The organism is Shewanella sp. FJAT-51649 (assembly GCF_019457435.1).
GTDB classification, from domain to species: Bacteria; Pseudomonadota; Gammaproteobacteria; order Enterobacterales; family Shewanellaceae; genus Shewanella; species Shewanella mangrovisoli.
Genome location: NZ_CP080411.1, coordinates 60,529 through 77,059, shown reverse-complemented (window position 1 = coordinate 77,059; position 16,531 = coordinate 60,529). Strand labels below are relative to the sequence as shown.

Genomic DNA, 16,531 nt, shown 5'->3' with positions numbered 1-16,531 from the left:
AAAGCGGCCTTTTAGGATCAAAGCTTTAACAATCAATTATTGTACATAGCATTAATTTCATGGGCGTACTTGTGATAAATCATTTTGCGGCGCAATTTCAGCGTCGGGGTGATTAATCCCGCCTCCATCGAAAAGGCTTCTGGCAGCAAAGTAAACTTTTTGATTTGCTCAAAACCCGCCAATTCTTGCTGCAAATGCTTTAAGCGCTGCTCAAAATGCTCAACCACATGGCTGTGACGCAGCAGCTCGATAGGCGACTCGTATTTCAAGCCCTTATCCTTGGCCCAGGCTTCGAGGGATTCAAAGGCTGGCACAATTAGCGCCGTCACATAGTTACGGGCATCGGCAATCACAGCCACTTGTTCGATAAAGGGGCAACGGCCCACAGTGCCTTCAACCCGCTGCGGCGCAATGTATTTACCGTTAGAGGTTTTCATTAACTCTTTGATGCGGTCGGTAATAAATAAATTGCCATTGGCATCGAGTCGTCCCGCATCGCCGGTCTTCAACCAGCCATCTTCGAAGGCAGCTGCGGTATCTTCAGGGCGATTGTAATAACCGCGCATCACGGTATCACCACGGACTAAAATCTCATCGTCCTTACCTAGCTTCACCTCGATTTCGGGCAACACTTTACCGTTTGAACCCGCAACCCGGTTATCTAAAGTATTACAGGTCACAGTCGCGTTCGTTTCCGTCATGCCGTAACCACAAAGTACGGGAATACCAATGGCATGGAAGAAAGACGCTACGTTTAAATCGAGGGCGGCGCCACCGCAGGGCATAAACTTTAAGCGGCCACCGAGCACGGCTTGCAACTTGCTGTAAACCAGCTTGTGCGCTAAGCGCCATTGCAAGGATAACCACAAACCACCCTTAGCGCGGCCTTGGCTCACCTCAAACTGACGCTCGCCGACGCCCATGGCCCAGGCAAACAGTTTTTTACGGCCTTCGGCGGATTTAGCGACCTTATCCTGCACTGCGCTATAAACCTTTTCGAGGAAACGCGGCACCACACACAGGGTATGCGGACGCACGGCGCTGATGGCCTCTTTCACTCTTTGAGTGTTTTGCAGGTAAACGTTGTGGCCACCACGGCACAGCACGTAGAAGCTCCAACCACGCTCAAACACATGGCTTAGCGGTAGGAAAGCTAACGACACATCGCCAGTGGTAAACGGCAGGATCTGATCGTGCTGACGCACAGTCGAAGCCATATTGCGGTAATCCAACATCACGCCCTTAGGGTCGCCCGTGGTACCAGAGGTATAAATCAGGGTTAACAGATCGTCGAGATTGGCATCCTTTAAGCGCTGCTCAAGCTCAGCACTCTGGCCGTATTCTTTGGCTAATAAGCTGTCTAAATGTTGATGTTGGGCGTTGTCCTGCGCCAGCTCAACACTCGCGTCGAACACAATCACATGCTTTAGGGTCGGGCACTGTTTTTGCAACTCACAGGCCAGCGCATATTGCTTAGCGTCGTCGACAAAAATCACCTTGGCCGCCGCATCATTAATGATAAAGCTAGCTTGCTCTAGGGTGCTGGTTGGATAGATAGGTACCACAACGGCACGACTTTTCAGGGTACCTATGTCGGCACAGGTCCATTGAGGGCAATTTTGCGACAGGATCACGCAACGGTCTTGCACTTGTACGCCAAGTTCAATCAACACCTGTGCAATTTTATGGCTGATTTGATCGAATGCCTGCCAACTGACTTGATGCCAAGGCGCAGCCATTTCAAAACCTTCCAGCGCGATAGCCTCTTTTAATGACTGGCTTTGCTGCTGTAATAGTCGAATTACGTGATATTGTTCGAGAGACATGAGTGACTCACCTTTTAGCTTACAAGTGTACCGCTTTTGCGGCATTCTACCTGAAGGCAAGCCAAAAACTAAGAGTTTTTGCTCTAATCTTGTGCAAATGTCGCCCCAATCACGCCATTTCAGGGCAATTAGAGTCCGGAAATGTCGCCCTGCCAGAGCTTTTTACTGCCCCAATACAGTGCGATTTGCCCAAGGATCACCAGTAAAATATTGCCCAGCGACCAATAAAACAGGCTGCCCTCATGTTGCAGCGCTGCAAGGCTAATAGACACCCAGATTGAATGCCCCACGACCACCAGCATGGTCAGGCTCACCTGTAATACTCGGCGGCACAGGCAGCCTAGCCCTAACACTAGAGCGCAGGCCCAATAAGTGCTCATGACTAAGTGCGCTAACAAGGCCAATGTCATGTTGCCATTGAGCCAAGTGATAAACAGACTCGAGAGCAAAATGCCTATGCCGATGAAAAACAGTAATCGTTGCTGCCCACGGGCAAAGGCTTTGACTAAACCAGCACGGCCATCGAAACCCGGCAGTAATAAGAGCAATTCTGTCGCACGAGAGCGCTGTACCCGACTCCAGTGCACTAGCGAGCAGCCGATCACACTAAACTGCGCCAACAGCAGTAACACAGGGAAATTCCAATGCAGTTCATGGGATAACACCCCAATCACTATCGTCAGCACAGGGAGTAACAGCAACAACACGGTCAGCATAGGACCAATAAAAAAGTTCACCGGATGCAGGTAGCGCTCTAATCGGCTCAAGATCCGCATCGATTGGAGGCTCGGCAACCAAAACCAGCCCATCTCGAGTCCATTGAGGTACACGCTGCGCGCCTCTACTCGCCAAGGTAACACTAGGCATCGGCGCCAAATCAAGGCGGCTAATACAAACAACACGGCTAAACTCAGCCACAGCGGCACTTGCTCGGCCAAATCGCTGGAAAATGGCACTAAAATAAACAGTAAAAATGAGCTGTAAAACCACTGGGTTTGCAACAAACACAACAGAATGAAGCCTAGGCTTATCCCTTGCGCAAAGACCAGTAATGACAGGCTCGAGGTGAAGTCATACAACACACAAAGCAGCACGGCTAAGCTAAATACACCGATAAGCATCACTTCGCATTGGATAAACACATTCTGTCGATAACGGGGAATTAATATCGAACACTCATTGGCCATCAAACGAATAAGCTGCCAAGCCACGGCCGCCGAAGTCGAAACGACAGCCATGGCAACGAAGATATCGAAACTCTCTTTCTGCCCCGCCCATCCGGCCAAAATACTCAGCACTAAGCCAAATATGCCTGTACCGAGAAAACTCACACTGCCGACATCAAACAACCACAGACGCAGCATGCCGTTAAAGGGATTAATCGAATGGTGCGTCCCCAGTTTTTCAGGTACCTGCACTAAGGGTTTAGCGGCACTCATTTGTGCAGCTCCACAAAGAGTTGCTCCAAATTCAGCGCCTCGCTGCGCAGCACACCGGGGAAATTAAGCTCCATATCGCCCCTGTCCACCAGCACAGAATCACCATCGCGGCTGAGGATACGCACCTGCTCCGGCAACTCGGCGCCGTCCGCGAGCTTAACGAGTCGCACCTCTTCCCGCAAGGCATCTATCTCCTTAAACAACACTAGTTCGCCCTGTTTAATCAGGGCGACATGGCTCGCCACCCGTTCTAAATCTGAGGTGATATGGGATGAGAACAACACGGCCGAGCCGGATTCGAGGGCCAAGTCGAACAAATCGACCATAAACTTGCGCCTGACTATCGGGTCGAGGCTGGCCACGGGTTCATCGAGGATCAGCAACTCGGGACGATAGGCCATGGCCATGATCAAGGCTAAGGATTGGCGCTGACCAACGGACAGGCGTTGCACCTGTTGAGTCACATCTAATTCGAAGCGGGTGAGCCAATCCTGCTCTAACTGCATGTCCCAGTGGGGATAAAAACTGCGGTGCAAATCGAGGGCGCGCTCAACGGTAAAACCTTCATAACCAAAGGGTTGCTGCGGCACATAGCCGAGGCGTTCCTTAGCCGCCGAGGAGAGCTGCTCCGGCGTTTCGCCTAAGGTGCGGATTTCACCCGAATCCGGCGAGAGGATCCCCAGAGCGCAGCGCATTAGGGTCGATTTACCCGCACCGTTTTGTCCCAATAGACCCACCACCATACCGGCCGATAAACGTAAGGTCAGATCCTTGAGCGCACGTTTTTCGCTGGCACCTTTGCCGCGAAACACTTTGTTTACGTTAGAAAACGTTAGTATTGGGGTACAGTCTTGGTCCATCGAATTGCGTCCTTTTTATTCTCGTTTTCGCTTAGCTCGACTCAGGCTACCAGCGCTCATTAATCAATTGCAGTAACTCGGGCAGACTCACGCCCAGCTGCTTTGCCTGTGCCAGCAGCGCATCTAATTGCGGCTCGAGCAGACTCACGCCCGACTCCATCGCCTCACTGCGCGCGGCGACCCTAGTCGCCTGACCACGGCGGCGCTCAAGCCAACCTTGATCGACCAATTGCTGAATCGCACGGGACACCGTCATCGGATTGACCGCAAGATATTCAGCAATTTGGCGTACTGAGGGTAATACGTCTTCCTCTTGCAGTTGGCCGCCCACAATCAAGCGCACGATTTGCTCGTGTAATTGCTTGTAAATTGGCTCACCACTGCTGGGGTTGACATTTAAAAGTTCTAACATTAGTCTTTACACACTGTATTAATACATTGATACACCGATACACTGTATTTAAAGTAACACACTCATCCTGAAATGCAAAAAGGAAAGCGCTCATGATAGATAGCATGATCCACAGGAAGTCCCATAATGCCAGCGCTGACGTGGCAATGAAGCGCGTTGATACGCGCCAACACTCGGGCAAATTCAGCAAAAGCATCATCAGTTTGAGTGCGCTGATGCTCGCCATGGGTAGCGCCGCGACTTGGGCCAGCGACAACTCAGTTGAGCCAATTGAATCCGCCAACACCTGCTATGTTGAAGGTGTATCAGACCGCTTAAACTGCGGCTTTGTCACTGTGCCCGAAAACCCTAACAAGCCCGATGGCAAGCAGATCCAAGTGCATTATGTGGTCTTACCCGCGGTGAAAAACGTCAACCACGAAGAAGCCTTACTGGCGATCGCCGGCGGCCCGGGGCAATCGGCCATAGATAATGCAGCAGGCTTCGATAGCATGCTCAACAAAGTGCGCCAACAGCGCGACATTTTGCTTATCGATCAACGCGGAACGGGGCGCTCCAATGTGCTCAATTGTGACGCGGGCCCACAATCGCCACTGTCCTTCGACGATGATAATGTCGATACCTTGGCCGAAGCGCAAAAATGCCGCGATCAATTCCCCGATACTGATGTCACCCAATACGGCAGCCTCAATGCGGTGCAAGATTTCGAAGCAGTACGCGCCCATTTAGGCTACAAGAAGCTACACCTCTACGGCATCTCATACGGCACGCGTATGGCGCAGCTCTATATGCGCTTATATCCCGAGCACTTAGCCACAGTCACCTTAGACGGCATAGTACCCATGCAGCAGAGCGTATTGGAGATTGGCTCGGCAATTGAGCGCGGCTTTGACTTGCTGTTTAAAGACTGCCAAGAAACAGCCGCCTGCCATGCCGAGTTTCCTGAGCTCAAAGCCGAGTTTGACCAAGTGGTTGCTAAACTCAGCCAAGGACCTGTGATGGAGCCAGTGCACGACCCTGTGACGGGAGAAAAGACCCTACTCACTATGACCCGCGCGAAGTTTTACGGTGCGATCCGCATGGCACTGTATCAAACCAATGTGCGCGCCTTAGTGCCCCATGCGATTCATCAGGCCGCCAAGGGTAACTACCAACCGCTACTCGGGTTATTTGCCTTAACCACGGATGGCGCAGGCATGGCGATGGGCATGCACGCCTCAGTCGTCTGCGGTGAAGACATACATCGCATCACCCCTGCGATGCGTGAACAGGCCAAAACATCCTATGTTGGCAAAACCATGCTAGAAAGCTTAGAAGCATCGTGCTCTGTGTGGAAGGTGCCGCCAGTCGATGCCAGCTTTAGCGAGCCTATCAAGAGTGATATTCCCACGCTGTTGCTATCGGGTGAAATTGACCCAGCAACCCCACCGAGCTGGGGAGAACTGGCGATGGAAAAACTCACCAACGCCAAACACTTTGTCGCACCTTATGCGACCCATGGTGTGGCCTATCAGTCCTGCGCCAATAACTTAGTCGCCGAGTTAGTGCGAACAGGTTCGGTCAAAGATCTCGATGGTGAATGTTTGAAGAAGGATGTACGCCGTAGCTTCTATTTAAATGCCAGCTCGGTTGAGCCACTCGCGACCGAAGATGCAACCCACTCTTCCCAAGATAAGCCCAAGGATAAGCCCAGCACTGGAGCCAAGGAGTAAGTCATGATCAAAGTATCCCATCTTTCTAAGCGCATCGGCGAAGTGCAGGCCTTAAACGATTTGAGCTTCGTGGCCGAAAACGGCCAGATCACCGGCCTACTCGGCCCCAATGGTGCGGGTAAAACCACCTGTTTGCGCACGATTTTCGGTCTGTTAAAACCCGATACTGGCACGGCTGAAATTGAAGGTATCGACGTTGCCATCGACCCGATTGGCGCTAAGCAGCAATTAGGATTATTCCCCGACCCGTTCGGTCTGTATGAGCGCTTAACACCAAGGGAATATATCCGTTACTTTGCCGAACTCAGCGGTTTATCCGCGAGCGATGCCAAGGCGGCAACAGATAATGTCATCGCCAAATTACGCCTCGAAGATATCAGCGATCGCCGCTGTAAAGGCTTCTCCCAAGGGCAAAGAATGAAGACCGCCCTCGCCCAGGCCATAGTCCACAGCCCGAGCAATATTATCCTAGACGAGCCGACCCGCGGACTCGATGTGATGAGCACTCGCTTGCTGCGCGACATTCTTATCGACCTTAAGAATCAAGGGCATTGCGTGCTGTTTTCCAGCCATGTGATGCAGGAAGTCGCGGCCTTGTGCGATCAAGTGATCGTGATGGCGCAAGGCCGAGTAGTCGCTATCGGCAGCCCAGAGCAACTCTGCGCGCAAACGGGTAAGGCCTCACTCGAAGATGCCTTTATCCAGCTGATCGGTACCGATGAGGGCATTGCCGCATGATGACTCACAGCATTCACGCTCACACAAATTGCGATAACGCCTGCTTCGACCTAATGGCGAACAGACAAACTTGGGATAAGGAATAATCATGAACAAAATCATCGCAATGGTTCGCAAGGAACTGATAGACGCCGCCCGCGATAAACGCTCTGTGATGGCGGGACTCTACTACGCCATCGGCACGCCGCTGATCATGTGCGGCCTATTTATGGTGCTTATCGGCCAGCTGACCAGCCCAGACGATCTCAAAATCAGCATCACTAACCCCGACAAGGCGCCGGACTTAGTGAGATTTTTATCCAACAAAGGCATTACCCAAGGCGAAGCAGGCGCTAAGGATCTGAAAGCCATAGAGCTGATTATCAGCCCCGACTATGCCAAGCAGATGAACCAAGGCAAAGGCGCCGAGATCACTATCGTGGCCGATAACTCAGAGGAAAAACTGCAAAACTCGATTCGCCGCTTAGAGAAACAGTTGCAGGCCTATAGCGCCGAAATGGGCAGCCTGCGCTTAATCGCCCGTGGCATCGACCCTCGAGTGGTGCAGCCACTGAAAGTGAATGTGCATGACCAAGCCACAACCGACTCTAAGGGCGGGATGATCTTAGGCATCGCCATTTTCACTATGATTTACTCAGTGTTTATCTCGGGGATGAATCTGGCCATCGACACCAGCGCCGGTGAGCGTGAGCGTAACTCCTTGGCATTGTTACTCAGCCATCCGCTGACCACACGCCAATTAGTGCTCTCGAAAATCATCGCCGTCGGCCTATTTGCCCTACTTGGTTTAGTGTTGATTCTACTGGTGTCTAAGGTCGCCTATACCTTCGTACCTTGGCAGGAGCTCGGTTTTAGCGTCAGCATCACCAATGAATTTATGGCGTTAATGCTGCTGGTCGGTATTCCCGTTGCCCTGATGGCCGCCTGTCTGCAATTGTTTGTGTCCTTTATGGCGAAAACCTTTAAGGAAGCCCAGTCCTATCTAACTATGGTGCTGTTTGTGCCCTTAGCGCTATCGATGGCGGCCAGCTACAACATAGCGCCGGACATACTGCAATGGTTGCCTGTTTCGGGTCAGCAACAGGCGCTGATGGACTTTATCAAAGGTAAGGACATGAATATGCTGCAATTGCTGGTATCGACGCTGGGCACCCTAGCCATCGCCCTCGTATTAGCATTCGGCATGGAAAAATCCTTGAAGAGTGAAAAGGTAGTCTTCGGTTTATAACACTATCGACCCGCAGAGGGCGCGCCGCGCCCTCGAATAGGGTTAAAGGAGCCTGTTATGGAAAACGAATATGTGCTGATGGTGATCATGGTGACTTTTGTGGTGGGCATAAGTGCCACCGAAATGTTTAAGCATTATCTAAAAATCCGCCAATTGGGTGGCGGAAATGATCGACAGCTTGAGGATAAACTCACCCAGTTGAGCTTACAGAATCAGGTGCTTATCGAACGTGTGCAAGTGCTGGAACGCATAGTTACAGACACTGAACACAAGGCCCAGCAAAGCACTTTGGCGCAGCAGATCGACGCGCTAAAATAGCCGTTAATGCAGTTCGGCCTCGCAGCAGTTGTCGCTATCAAACTCATATTGCTGGGTATTAAAGCGTTGTCTGTAGGCCCTCGGGGTTAAGCTCGTTAGCTGAATGAATAATTTGCGAAACGAGCTGACATCCTCATACCCCACACGGGTGACCACTTCCTCTAAACCTAAACTGGTCGTTTCCAATAAGCGTTTTGCCTCATCCACCCGCAGGCGCTGCACATAACTGGCCGGGGTCTCGTTTAATGCCTTTTTAAAGCGGCGGATAAGGGTGCGCTTGCCTAGGGCAAATTTATCAGCAATATCATCCAGTAACAGCGGTTCGGTTAAATGATGCTGCATCCATTGCTGCACATTCCAAATCACCTCATCCTTATGGCTCGAGCTCATCAGCTCCATAGTCATAAAGGGTTGTTGAGATTGGCGATTAGGATCAATCAGCAGGATTTTTGCCATCTGGCTTGCTAACTGTTCACCCACCAGAATGTGCACTAAATGCAGGGCGAGGCTCATATTCGATGTCGTCGCCCCCGCGGTGTGTAGATGGCCGTCGGACACCACCAGCTTGTCCATCCGCAGGTTCACCCTGGCAAAGTGTCGCTGAAACATCTCATTCAGCCACCAAACAGTGGTCGCCTCGCGCCCGTCCAGTAGGCCGGAGGCCGCTAAAATCAAGGTGCCGGAGCAATAGGCCGCCAATGGTTTGCCGGATGCGGCAAACAGCCTTAATGGTTCGAACAAGGGCTCAAAATCATGGAGATAGGTTTGAAACTCGCTCTTATTGGTCACCATGGCCGAGGCCAAGATCACCGCATCGGAGTGCAGAATATCACTCGGGGTATTAAGCCCCACCGCAGGCACTTTAATACCTTGATTCGTTAAGATATCACCGCCGTGACTCGACACCACTTGGCACTCAAACAGGTCTTGCCCGGCCTGAGGATTGACTCGCCGCCAATAGGTATTGCAGAAACTAAATACATCGAGAAAGCCAATAATCCCGCTGGCAACCGTATTGTCCGTCGCCAAAATAGTGATCCTTTTCATCCCAATGCCCTCACCAGTCTCATCATGCATTGAGTCTAGCGCACTGGCACAAAATGTCACTACTCACCTTTAAATTGTCAATAACGACACTTCAAGCCCAGTGTGAGAGTTTCTAGACTGTGCTTAAACCTCCAGCACACAGGACGACACTATGACACAGCGCACCCTCAGCCAGCTTAAACGTCTACTGGCCTTTGGCTTACTCAGCCTCACTTGGGCACTCTTGCTCTGGTTAAACTTCAGCATTGCGCCCAATGCCTTCGCGCATTTTGTCGCTATCCCTGTGCTGTTTATCGCAACGGGCGTGTCAGCGCTGCTGATCACCAGCAAGCCGCCAAGTCCTATTAATAAGCCAATAAAAAACCCAAGCTAGGCTTGGGTTTATGTCATCTTGCTGTGCGGCGCGTTATTTTGCCTTAGGTCTAAAAGGCTTAATCACGGCCTCGTTACACTCGAGGTACGGCCCTTCCATCAGGTCGATGCAGTAAGGAATGGCGGGGAACACCGCATCTAAACATTCGCGGATAGATTTTGGCTTGCCAGGCAGGTTCACAATTAATGAATCACCGCGTAAGCCCGCAGTTTGGCGCGAGAGAATCGCCGTCGGTACAAACTTTAACGACTCGGCGCGCATCAGCTCACCAAAGCCAGGCATCATGCGATCGCACACGGCCTCGGTTGCCTCAGGCGTGACATCGCGCTTGGCTGGGCCTGTGCCGCCCGTGGTCACAATCAAGCAGCAATCCTGTTCATCGGCCATCTTGATCAGGGTCGCTTCAATAACATCCTGCTCGTCGGGGATCACTTGATAAATCGGCTCCCACTCGCTGGTGAGGTAATCATTGAGGGTGTCGATAATGGCCTTGCCCGAGATATCCTCATAAATCCCCGCACTGGCACGATCGCTTACCGTAACAATCCCGATTTTTGCTTTGCTCATATCCCACTCCAAACATCAATCTGTGACTCGACCCCTAAGCACTTTGGGATCCACTAATTTCTCTGCGGCTAAAATAGCATAAAAACAAGGCAAAATGCGCGCCGACAACTCGACTTAGCTCACGTATTAGCAGCTAGTCTGCCGAGCTGAGGGCTTTAGGGGGCGGCTCAGTATCGTGATCCTTAAGCGGCGTTGCGGGCGAGAGATAACCCACAATCGCGCAGCTAAGCGCCACCAGAGCCGCCGCGATAAAACCCCACTGGAAGGCGTGATGCACAACCTCTATGGGTAATTGCTTTATTGCCGCAATCCCCACCTGCGCCCCGTCGAGCGGTAATAAGCCATATAGCAACAGACTGAATAAAGCCGTACCAATTGCCGCGCCCATGGAACGACTCAAGGACACCATAGCAGTGATTTGGCTTAAACGCGCCTTGCCCGACACGCTCTGCACCACTAGCTGCACGCTAGGCATCACAGTCCCTAAGCCAATGCCCACCAGCACACCTAAAGCGCCGATCAAATTCGCATTCGGCGGCACTAAACCGATTAAGAGCAAGCCGATAAAGGCCAAGCCCATGCCGAAGGTCGGCAACCATTTAGGCGCCACATCCCGACTCAACAGCCTGCCAGCGATGGTGGAACCTGTGACAATGCCAAAGGTCATTGGCATCAGCAGCAAGCCCGTTTTGGCCGGATTGGTGTGCAGACCGACCTGCAAGTAAATGGGTAAAAAGAAGATCATCGCAAACAGGCAGGCGGCAAACAGCGCGGCCGTGAAGAGCGGCATAAAAATGGCTTTATTGGCGAGTAAATCCAGCGGTAAGAAAGGACTCTCACGCCGACGCTCCCACCACAAGAGCACAAGGGCACCCACACAGATAAATCCCATAAAGCCTAAGCTTGTGGCCGATAGCCAAGCAAAGTCTTGCCCCGCCACGGACAACCAATACAGCAGCGCTGTGATGATCGTGGGAAATAACAGCACGCCGAGCAAGTCAAACCGACCTTGCCGAACAGGCTTAACACTCTGTTTATGCAAGCGATTAAGTCGCCAAACCGCCAGCATGACCAAAGGAATATTCGCCCAAAATAACCAATGCCAAGAATAGGCATGCACCACAAAGCCGCCAATCACTGGGCCGCCAACACTGGCGAGGGTAAACATAGCGGCAAAATAGCCCTGAAACCGTGCACGTTGCCGTATCGGTACCAGTTCACCCACAAGGGATTGGGACAGACTCATCAGCCCGCCACCACCGAGGCCCTGGAGGATCCGCCCAGCAATCATATGATCCATAGTCCAAGCACTGGCGGAAACAACTGAACCTAACGCAAACACCACTAAGGCGATCATCAGGATTTTAGCGCGGCCAAAGTTATCTCCTAGCCAGCCGTAAATAGGCACACTCGCCGCCATCGCCAGCATATAACCGATAGTGATCCACGAGGCTTGCCTGAGGCCGCCAAGATCTTCCACTATGGCAGGGGTTGCGGTGGCGAGTAGGGTTTGATCGACCGCCGCCAGAAACATGGGTAAGAATACGGCGGAGAAAATCGCCAGAAAAACCGAGGTGGGCAGAGGCTCATGCTGGGACGAAACAGACGCTGGGCTCATAGAGTCTCCACCTGTGATTAAGGCTTAAATTCGCCTTGCATTCCAATACTTTGATGCCCAATAACTGTTTAGCAAGCTCGAAATTTTCACCCCTTGGCTCGTCGAGACATGGAGAAAATTATTCCCGCCCACATAAATGCCGACATGGTGCGTGCTCCAACCCGTTTTGAAAAATACTAAGTCGCCTTTACGCAGTTGATCCCGCGCCACGGGTTTGCCGAGGGCTTGCTGTTCTTCCACTGTGCGCGGCAGAGTCATACCCAACATCTTTTGATAAGCGACCGACACAAAAGCCGAGCAATCGATGCCTTTCTTAGTACCGCCACCTAGACGATAGGGCACGCCGCGCCATTCGGAATGGAAATCGGCAATATTGCTATCGTTCCAAACAGATACGGGTTCAACTTGCTTCACCGCAGGCTTAGGTTCTGGCGCGCTCGCACAGGCGCCAAGGCCTAAGGCTAAGATAACTATCAGTAATCGTTTCATTAGCGTAAAACTCATCGCAGGCAATTCTTGCGTAATATCGGGTGCTATCAAAGCGATAACGACAATACAGTGAAAAATCGATGGTATCAGCCGAAGCTAATCTCAAGCTTAAAACTATAACGCCGTCCACAGTAAACGAATACCCACCAGCACCATTAAAATCAAGATGATGCGTTTAAACAGCCTATCGCTGATCTTATCCTGGATCGACAACCCCAGTTTTACGCCTAACCACGCCAAAGGCGCAAGTAATAGCGAAATCAGAATGTTACCTTGGTTAATTTGCCCGAGCAGACTGTAGGGCACCAACTTAACCAGATTCACCACCGCAAAAAATACCACTGCCGTGGCTAAAAACTCTGGCTTGGCCAAGCGTAGCGGCAGCAAATAGGCATTGAGTGGCGGCCCGCCCGCATGGGCCACAAAACTGGTAAAGCCTGCGGTTAAGCCGCAGAGCCGCCCCACGAGTGGCGAAGGCGTTGCTTGGGTTTTATCCCCTAATATCAAGCCATAAAGGCCAAAACCTAAGGACACACAGCCTAAAATCGCCCGTAAGTAATCTTCGTTTAAGCGGTCGAACAGCCAATAGGCTATGCCTATGCCCACAATCGCCGCGGGTAAAAGGATCCATAATTGGCGTGAATTATGTTGGCCCCACCAGGAGCGAACACTTAAAAAATCCATATAAATCAGCAAAGGTAACATGATTGCCGCCGCGGTTGCCGGGCTTATGGCCAGCGCTAACAGGGGCACAGTCAGGCCACCGACACCGCCAGCAAAACCCGATTTAGAGATCCCAGTGATCAACACCGCAGGAATCGCCACCAGCCAAAAAAGAGGGTCTGTTAACATCCCTTATTCCCAATATTGCGTTAAAGTCATTAAGGTCGAGCACCGAGTAACAGACCTTGAGGGCGAAACATAGCCTCGCTGCACCAGCATAAATGTTAAGTCTATCCGTGTCTAAATGAAGATAAGGAGTCGATATGAGTCAAATGCAAACATCGCCATTTTACGGCGGCCCAAGGGAATGTCCCGTCGAAGATGGGCGGATCCAAATCCAGCAGATTGCCCCCAAAATCAGTGATGTGGGCGGGATACCCGTAGCGCGGGCAATTCCGCAAAAACCGCGTCGACTCATAGGACCTTGGTGCTTTCTGGATCATATAGGCCCAGTCACCGACGGCCCCTTAATGAATGTGGGCGAGCATCCCCATATCGGCCTTCAAACCTTCACTTGGATGCTGGAGGGGGAAATCATGCACAGGGATAGCCTAGGTAGCGCCCAAGTGATCCGCCCGAGGCAAGTAAACCTGATGACCGCGGGCCATGGCATCGCCCACACCGAAGAGTCCGTCGAAGGTCATCGTACTATGCATGCGGTGCAGCTATGGATTGCGTTGCCGCTGGAGCACAAAGACACAGTCCCGAGGTTCGACCATTATCCCCAGCTGCCCACTTGGCAGGAGGCGGGCGCCGAATTCACCCTATTGATTGGCTCATGGAAGGATAAACAAGCGCCCACACTACACTTTTCGCCAATCGTCGCGCTCGATATCTTCGCCGCAGAGGCCACACAACTGACGCTCAGGCTGGATCCACGATTTGAATATGGCCTAATGCCGCTCGAAGGCCGATTCGATATCGACGACGAGGCCTTTGATAACAATAACCTCGCTTACCTTGGCATGCTGCGCGAGAGCGTGACGCTCGATCTTCACCCTGGCGCACGTTTACTGCTGATAGGTGGCGCGCCCCTCACCGACACAGTCAGTATTTGGTGGAATTTTGTCGGCCACAGTAAGGAAGATATCGCCAGCGCCCAAGCCGATTGGGAGGCCAAGTCCCCACGCTTTGCCACAGTGCCGGGTTATAACGGCAAACGCTTAATGCCGCCGCCCATCCCTTGGTAATCTCGGTCATTAATCCCTGCCGTTAACGCGTTAGCGCGAGGTAATCTAGCTAGATTGCCTCGCGTAATGGCGGCATTTGCAGCCCTTATCTGATGCAAGGCGGTGAGCAAAACCGCCAGCCTGACGCTAAAGCCAAACCACACCAACACGCCAAGCTCCAGAAAATTTTACGGATTTTTTACGCGCTATCCCCACAGGCCTTTGCTAGAGTAGCCTTAACTTCAGCAACGTCTTAGCCGTTATGACTTTTGCAAACACAGCCTCAATCAACCAATACTGGCGCACGCATCCCGCGTTATTTACCGCCATGCTGTTAGTGATTGCTTTGCTCACTAGCTATTTGATTGATCACTTTTCAGGCTCGGCCATTGCCGTACTGCTTATCCTGCAATTAGCCGTGGTTGCCGTGGCCCTGCAATGCAGCGCCAACTACGCCTATTTTGTGGCCGTGTTTGGCGCCGTCAGTTTCAATTTTTTATTTACCACGCCGCGCTATTCGTTGCAGATGTTCAACGTTGAAGACATAGTCAATTTAAGCGTGTTTTTGTTGGTCGCGCTCACTAGCAGCAAGTTAGCCGAACATTACCGCCGCCAGCAGCAGGCGCTCGAACAGGCGCAGCTCAGAAACAGCATTTTGCTCTCTGTCTCCCACGATTTACGCACGCCGCTTGCGACCATTATCGGCACCCTAACCACGCTGAAGGAATACCAAGCCAAACTTAACCCGACGCAAACCGAGGAGCTTATCGACTCGGCCGCCGCCGAGAGCCATAGGCTGCACCAATATATCGAAAACCTTTTGCAGGCGACTAAGTTACAACATGGCGCGCTCAAATTTAGCCTAGATGAAGCCAATCTACGCGAAGTGTTACAGCGCACCATTGCCCGCTTTCAAACCGCGCAACCTAGGATCCAAATTCACAGTGAGCCAGAACTTCCGCCATTAATGATTTGCAGCTCACTGATTGAACAGGCGATTTTTAATGTGCTCGACAATGCCCTGCGCTACTCACCCGCAGAACAGCCTGTTACGGTAAACCTGTATCGCCACCAACAGATGCTGCACATCGATATTCAAGACTTAGGGCAAGGCATAGCACCAGCCGACGCCGAGGCCATTTTCGAGCTGTTCTATCGCCAACATCCCTCGACCGATGGCGGTGCGGGATTAGGCCTAGCGGTCGCCAAAGGCATCATTACCGCCCACAGGGGCAGCATCTGCGCCGAAAGTGTCGCCCAAGGCAGCCTGATCCGCATCGCCTTACCCATAACCACGGAGGCGGCATAAATGGCTTATAAGGTATTAGTGATGGATGATGAGCCGCAAATCCATACCTTTATGCGGATCTCACTCGAGGCGGAAGGCTTTGAATACTTAAGCGCCACCAGCATAGCCACGGCGCTCAAACAGTACCACAGCCATCATCCACACCTTATCGTGCTCGACCTCGGCCTGCCCGATGGCGATGGTATTGAGCTACTTCATGCGCTGCGCCAGCAGGATAAGACCCCTGTGCTAGTACTCACCGCCCGCGATCAGGAGGAGGAAAAAATCCGTCTTCTTGAGGCGGGTGCTAACGACTATCTGAGTAAGCCCTTTGGCATCAGGGAATTAATTGTGCGCATCAAAGTATTAGTCCGTGACCTTGTGGATACCTCAAACACCATCGATATGCTGCAATTTGGCCCGCTCACCCTGCAAAAGAGCAGCCATCAATGCTGGCTCAATCAACAGGAAGTGGCGCTTACCAAAAAGGAATTTGCCCTGCTCGCCCAACTCATGTCCCACCCTGGGCAATTACTGAAACAGAACGAACTGCTGCGCAATATCTGGGGCGAGACTCATGAGGAAGATAGCCATTATTTGCGGATTTTAGTCCGCCAACTGCGTAAAAAGCTCAACGACAGCGACGAACAACAGCTGATCAAAACCGAGCCCGGTTTAGGGTATCGACTCACCGACCTCGGCCCGCCCTAGGCCAGCTCGCCTC

At 52.0% G+C, this 16,531-nt stretch carries 17 protein-coding genes; 8 read left to right on the top strand and 9 right to left on the bottom strand.

All coding sequences use genetic code 11. The annotated features are described in order from the left end of the window. Positions 1–32: 32 nt before the first annotated feature. From K0H59_RS00360 to K0H59_RS00345, 4 genes are all read right to left on the bottom strand, one after another. Positions 33–1,826, bottom strand: a complete 1,794-nt coding sequence (locus K0H59_RS00360) for a long-chain fatty acid--CoA ligase (protein ID WP_220054332.1) — start codon at positions 1,824–1,826, stop codon at positions 33–35. 128 nt (positions 1,827–1,954) lie between these two features. Continuing rightward, entirely contained in the window at positions 1,955–3,265 is a 1,311-nt protein-coding gene (locus K0H59_RS00355) for an ABC transporter permease (RefSeq protein ID WP_220054331.1), read from the bottom strand. Continuing rightward, the gene (locus K0H59_RS00350) at positions 3,262–4,125 is read right to left on the bottom strand and encodes an ABC transporter ATP-binding protein (protein WP_220054330.1); all 864 of its coding nucleotides are present in this window, start codon (positions 4,123–4,125) and stop codon (positions 3,262–3,264) included. The genes K0H59_RS00355 and K0H59_RS00350 overlap by 4 nt, the downstream gene beginning before the upstream one ends. A gap of 46 nt (positions 4,126–4,171) precedes the next feature. Further along, positions 4,172–4,537 (bottom strand): GntR family transcriptional regulator, encoded by a 366-nt coding sequence (locus tag K0H59_RS00345; protein WP_088212733.1) that lies wholly within the window; start codon positions 4,535–4,537, stop codon positions 4,172–4,174. A 146-nt stretch (positions 4,538–4,683) separates the two neighbouring features. Between K0H59_RS00345 and K0H59_RS00340 the strand changes: the two genes are divergently transcribed. The 4 genes from K0H59_RS00340 to K0H59_RS00325 all read left to right on the top strand — a co-directional run bounded on the left by K0H59_RS00340 (position 4,684) and on the right by K0H59_RS00325 (position 8,533). Next, positions 4,684–6,249, top strand: a complete 1,566-nt coding sequence (locus tag K0H59_RS00340) for an alpha/beta hydrolase (protein ID WP_408733574.1) — start codon at positions 4,684–4,686, stop codon at positions 6,247–6,249. A 3-nt stretch (positions 6,250–6,252) separates the two neighbouring features. Continuing rightward, positions 6,253–6,987, top strand: a complete 735-nt coding sequence (locus tag K0H59_RS00335) for an ATP-binding cassette domain-containing protein (RefSeq protein ID WP_023265913.1) — start codon at positions 6,253–6,255, stop codon at positions 6,985–6,987. 88 nt (positions 6,988–7,075) lie between these two features. Next, positions 7,076–8,215, top strand: a complete 1,140-nt coding sequence (locus K0H59_RS00330) for an ABC transporter permease (RefSeq protein ID WP_133181907.1) — start codon at positions 7,076–7,078, stop codon at positions 8,213–8,215. A gap of 57 nt (positions 8,216–8,272) precedes the next feature. Then, on the top strand, positions 8,273–8,533 hold the full coding sequence (locus K0H59_RS00325) for a hypothetical protein (protein WP_220054328.1): 261 nt from the start codon (positions 8,273–8,275) through the stop codon (positions 8,531–8,533). 3 nt (positions 8,534–8,536) lie between these two features. On the opposite strand, the gene K0H59_RS00320 is transcribed toward K0H59_RS00325, so the two are convergent. Continuing rightward, positions 8,537–9,580 (bottom strand): GlxA family transcriptional regulator, encoded by a 1,044-nt coding sequence (locus K0H59_RS00320; RefSeq protein WP_220054327.1) that lies wholly within the window; start codon positions 9,578–9,580, stop codon positions 8,537–8,539. Positions 9,581–9,731: 151 nt separating this feature from the next. Here K0H59_RS00320 and K0H59_RS00315 point away from each other — a divergent pair, with 151 nt between their 5' ends. Further along, complete coding sequence (locus K0H59_RS00315; protein WP_220054326.1) at positions 9,732–9,953, top strand: hypothetical protein; 222 nt, start codon at positions 9,732–9,734, stop codon at positions 9,951–9,953. A gap of 33 nt (positions 9,954–9,986) precedes the next feature. On the opposite strand, the gene mog is transcribed toward K0H59_RS00315, so the two are convergent. From mog to K0H59_RS00295, 4 genes are all read right to left on the bottom strand, one after another. Further along, positions 9,987–10,520: a molybdopterin adenylyltransferase gene (gene mog, locus K0H59_RS00310; RefSeq protein WP_006083754.1), complete on the bottom strand. Its 534-nt coding sequence runs from the start codon at positions 10,518–10,520 to the stop codon at positions 9,987–9,989. Between the two features lie 133 nt (positions 10,521–10,653). Further along, complete coding sequence (locus K0H59_RS00305) at positions 10,654–12,138, bottom strand: MFS transporter (RefSeq protein WP_220054325.1); 1,485 nt, start codon at positions 12,136–12,138, stop codon at positions 10,654–10,656. A gap of 24 nt (positions 12,139–12,162) precedes the next feature. Then, positions 12,163–12,627, bottom strand: a complete 465-nt coding sequence (locus K0H59_RS00300) for an NlpC/P60 family protein (protein WP_220054324.1) — start codon at positions 12,625–12,627, stop codon at positions 12,163–12,165. 114 nt (positions 12,628–12,741) lie between these two features. After that, a complete protein-coding gene (locus tag K0H59_RS00295) occupies positions 12,742–13,479 on the bottom strand; it encodes a sulfite exporter TauE/SafE family protein (protein WP_220054323.1) in 738 nt (245 codons plus the stop codon). 134 nt (positions 13,480–13,613) lie between these two features. Between K0H59_RS00295 and K0H59_RS00290 the strand changes: the two genes are divergently transcribed. The 3 genes from K0H59_RS00290 (at position 13,614) to K0H59_RS00280 (ending at position 16,518) form a co-directional block, all read left to right on the top strand. Next, positions 13,614–14,540, top strand: a complete 927-nt coding sequence (locus K0H59_RS00290; RefSeq protein ID WP_220054322.1) for a pirin family protein — start codon at positions 13,614–13,616, stop codon at positions 14,538–14,540. Positions 14,541–14,781: 241 nt separating this feature from the next. Continuing rightward, the gene (locus tag K0H59_RS00285; RefSeq protein WP_220054321.1) at positions 14,782–15,828 is read left to right on the top strand and encodes a DUF4118 domain-containing protein; all 1,047 of its coding nucleotides are present in this window, start codon (positions 14,782–14,784) and stop codon (positions 15,826–15,828) included. Then, complete coding sequence (locus tag K0H59_RS00280) at positions 15,829–16,518, top strand: response regulator transcription factor (RefSeq protein ID WP_220054320.1); 690 nt, start codon at positions 15,829–15,831, stop codon at positions 16,516–16,518. The last annotated feature ends 13 nt before the right edge of the window (positions 16,519–16,531 follow it).

Coding starts and splice junctions, on each gene's coding strand:
- K0H59_RS00360 (WP_220054332.1), bottom strand. CDS start 1,826: ATGTCTCTCGAACAATATCACGTAATTCGACTATTACAGCAGCAAAGC.
- K0H59_RS00355 (WP_220054331.1), bottom strand. CDS start 3,265: ATGAGTGCCGCTAAACCCTTAGTGCAGGTACCTGAAAAACTGGGGACG.
- K0H59_RS00350 (WP_220054330.1), bottom strand. CDS start 4,125: ATGGACCAAGACTGTACCCCAATACTAACGTTTTCTAACGTAAACAAA.
- K0H59_RS00345 (WP_088212733.1), bottom strand. CDS start 4,537: ATGTTAGAACTTTTAAATGTCAACCCCAGCAGTGGTGAGCCAATTTAC.
- K0H59_RS00340 (WP_408733574.1), top strand. CDS start 4,684: ATGAAGCGCGTTGATACGCGCCAACACTCGGGCAAATTCAGCAAAAGC.
- K0H59_RS00335 (WP_023265913.1), top strand. CDS start 6,253: ATGATCAAAGTATCCCATCTTTCTAAGCGCATCGGCGAAGTGCAGGCC.
- K0H59_RS00330 (WP_133181907.1), top strand. CDS start 7,076: ATGAACAAAATCATCGCAATGGTTCGCAAGGAACTGATAGACGCCGCC.
- K0H59_RS00325 (WP_220054328.1), top strand. CDS start 8,273: ATGGAAAACGAATATGTGCTGATGGTGATCATGGTGACTTTTGTGGTG.
- K0H59_RS00320 (WP_220054327.1), bottom strand. CDS start 9,580: ATGAAAAGGATCACTATTTTGGCGACGGACAATACGGTTGCCAGCGGG.
- K0H59_RS00315 (WP_220054326.1), top strand. CDS start 9,732: ATGACACAGCGCACCCTCAGCCAGCTTAAACGTCTACTGGCCTTTGGC.
- mog (WP_006083754.1), bottom strand. CDS start 10,520: ATGAGCAAAGCAAAAATCGGGATTGTTACGGTAAGCGATCGTGCCAGT.
- K0H59_RS00305 (WP_220054325.1), bottom strand. CDS start 12,138: ATGAGCCCAGCGTCTGTTTCGTCCCAGCATGAGCCTCTGCCCACCTCG.
- K0H59_RS00300 (WP_220054324.1), bottom strand. CDS start 12,627: ATGAAACGATTACTGATAGTTATCTTAGCCTTAGGCCTTGGCGCCTGT.
- K0H59_RS00295 (WP_220054323.1), bottom strand. CDS start 13,479: ATGTTAACAGACCCTCTTTTTTGGCTGGTGGCGATTCCTGCGGTGTTG.
- K0H59_RS00290 (WP_220054322.1), top strand. CDS start 13,614: ATGAGTCAAATGCAAACATCGCCATTTTACGGCGGCCCAAGGGAATGT.
- K0H59_RS00285 (WP_220054321.1), top strand. CDS start 14,782: ATGACTTTTGCAAACACAGCCTCAATCAACCAATACTGGCGCACGCAT.
- K0H59_RS00280 (WP_220054320.1), top strand. CDS start 15,829: ATGGCTTATAAGGTATTAGTGATGGATGATGAGCCGCAAATCCATACC.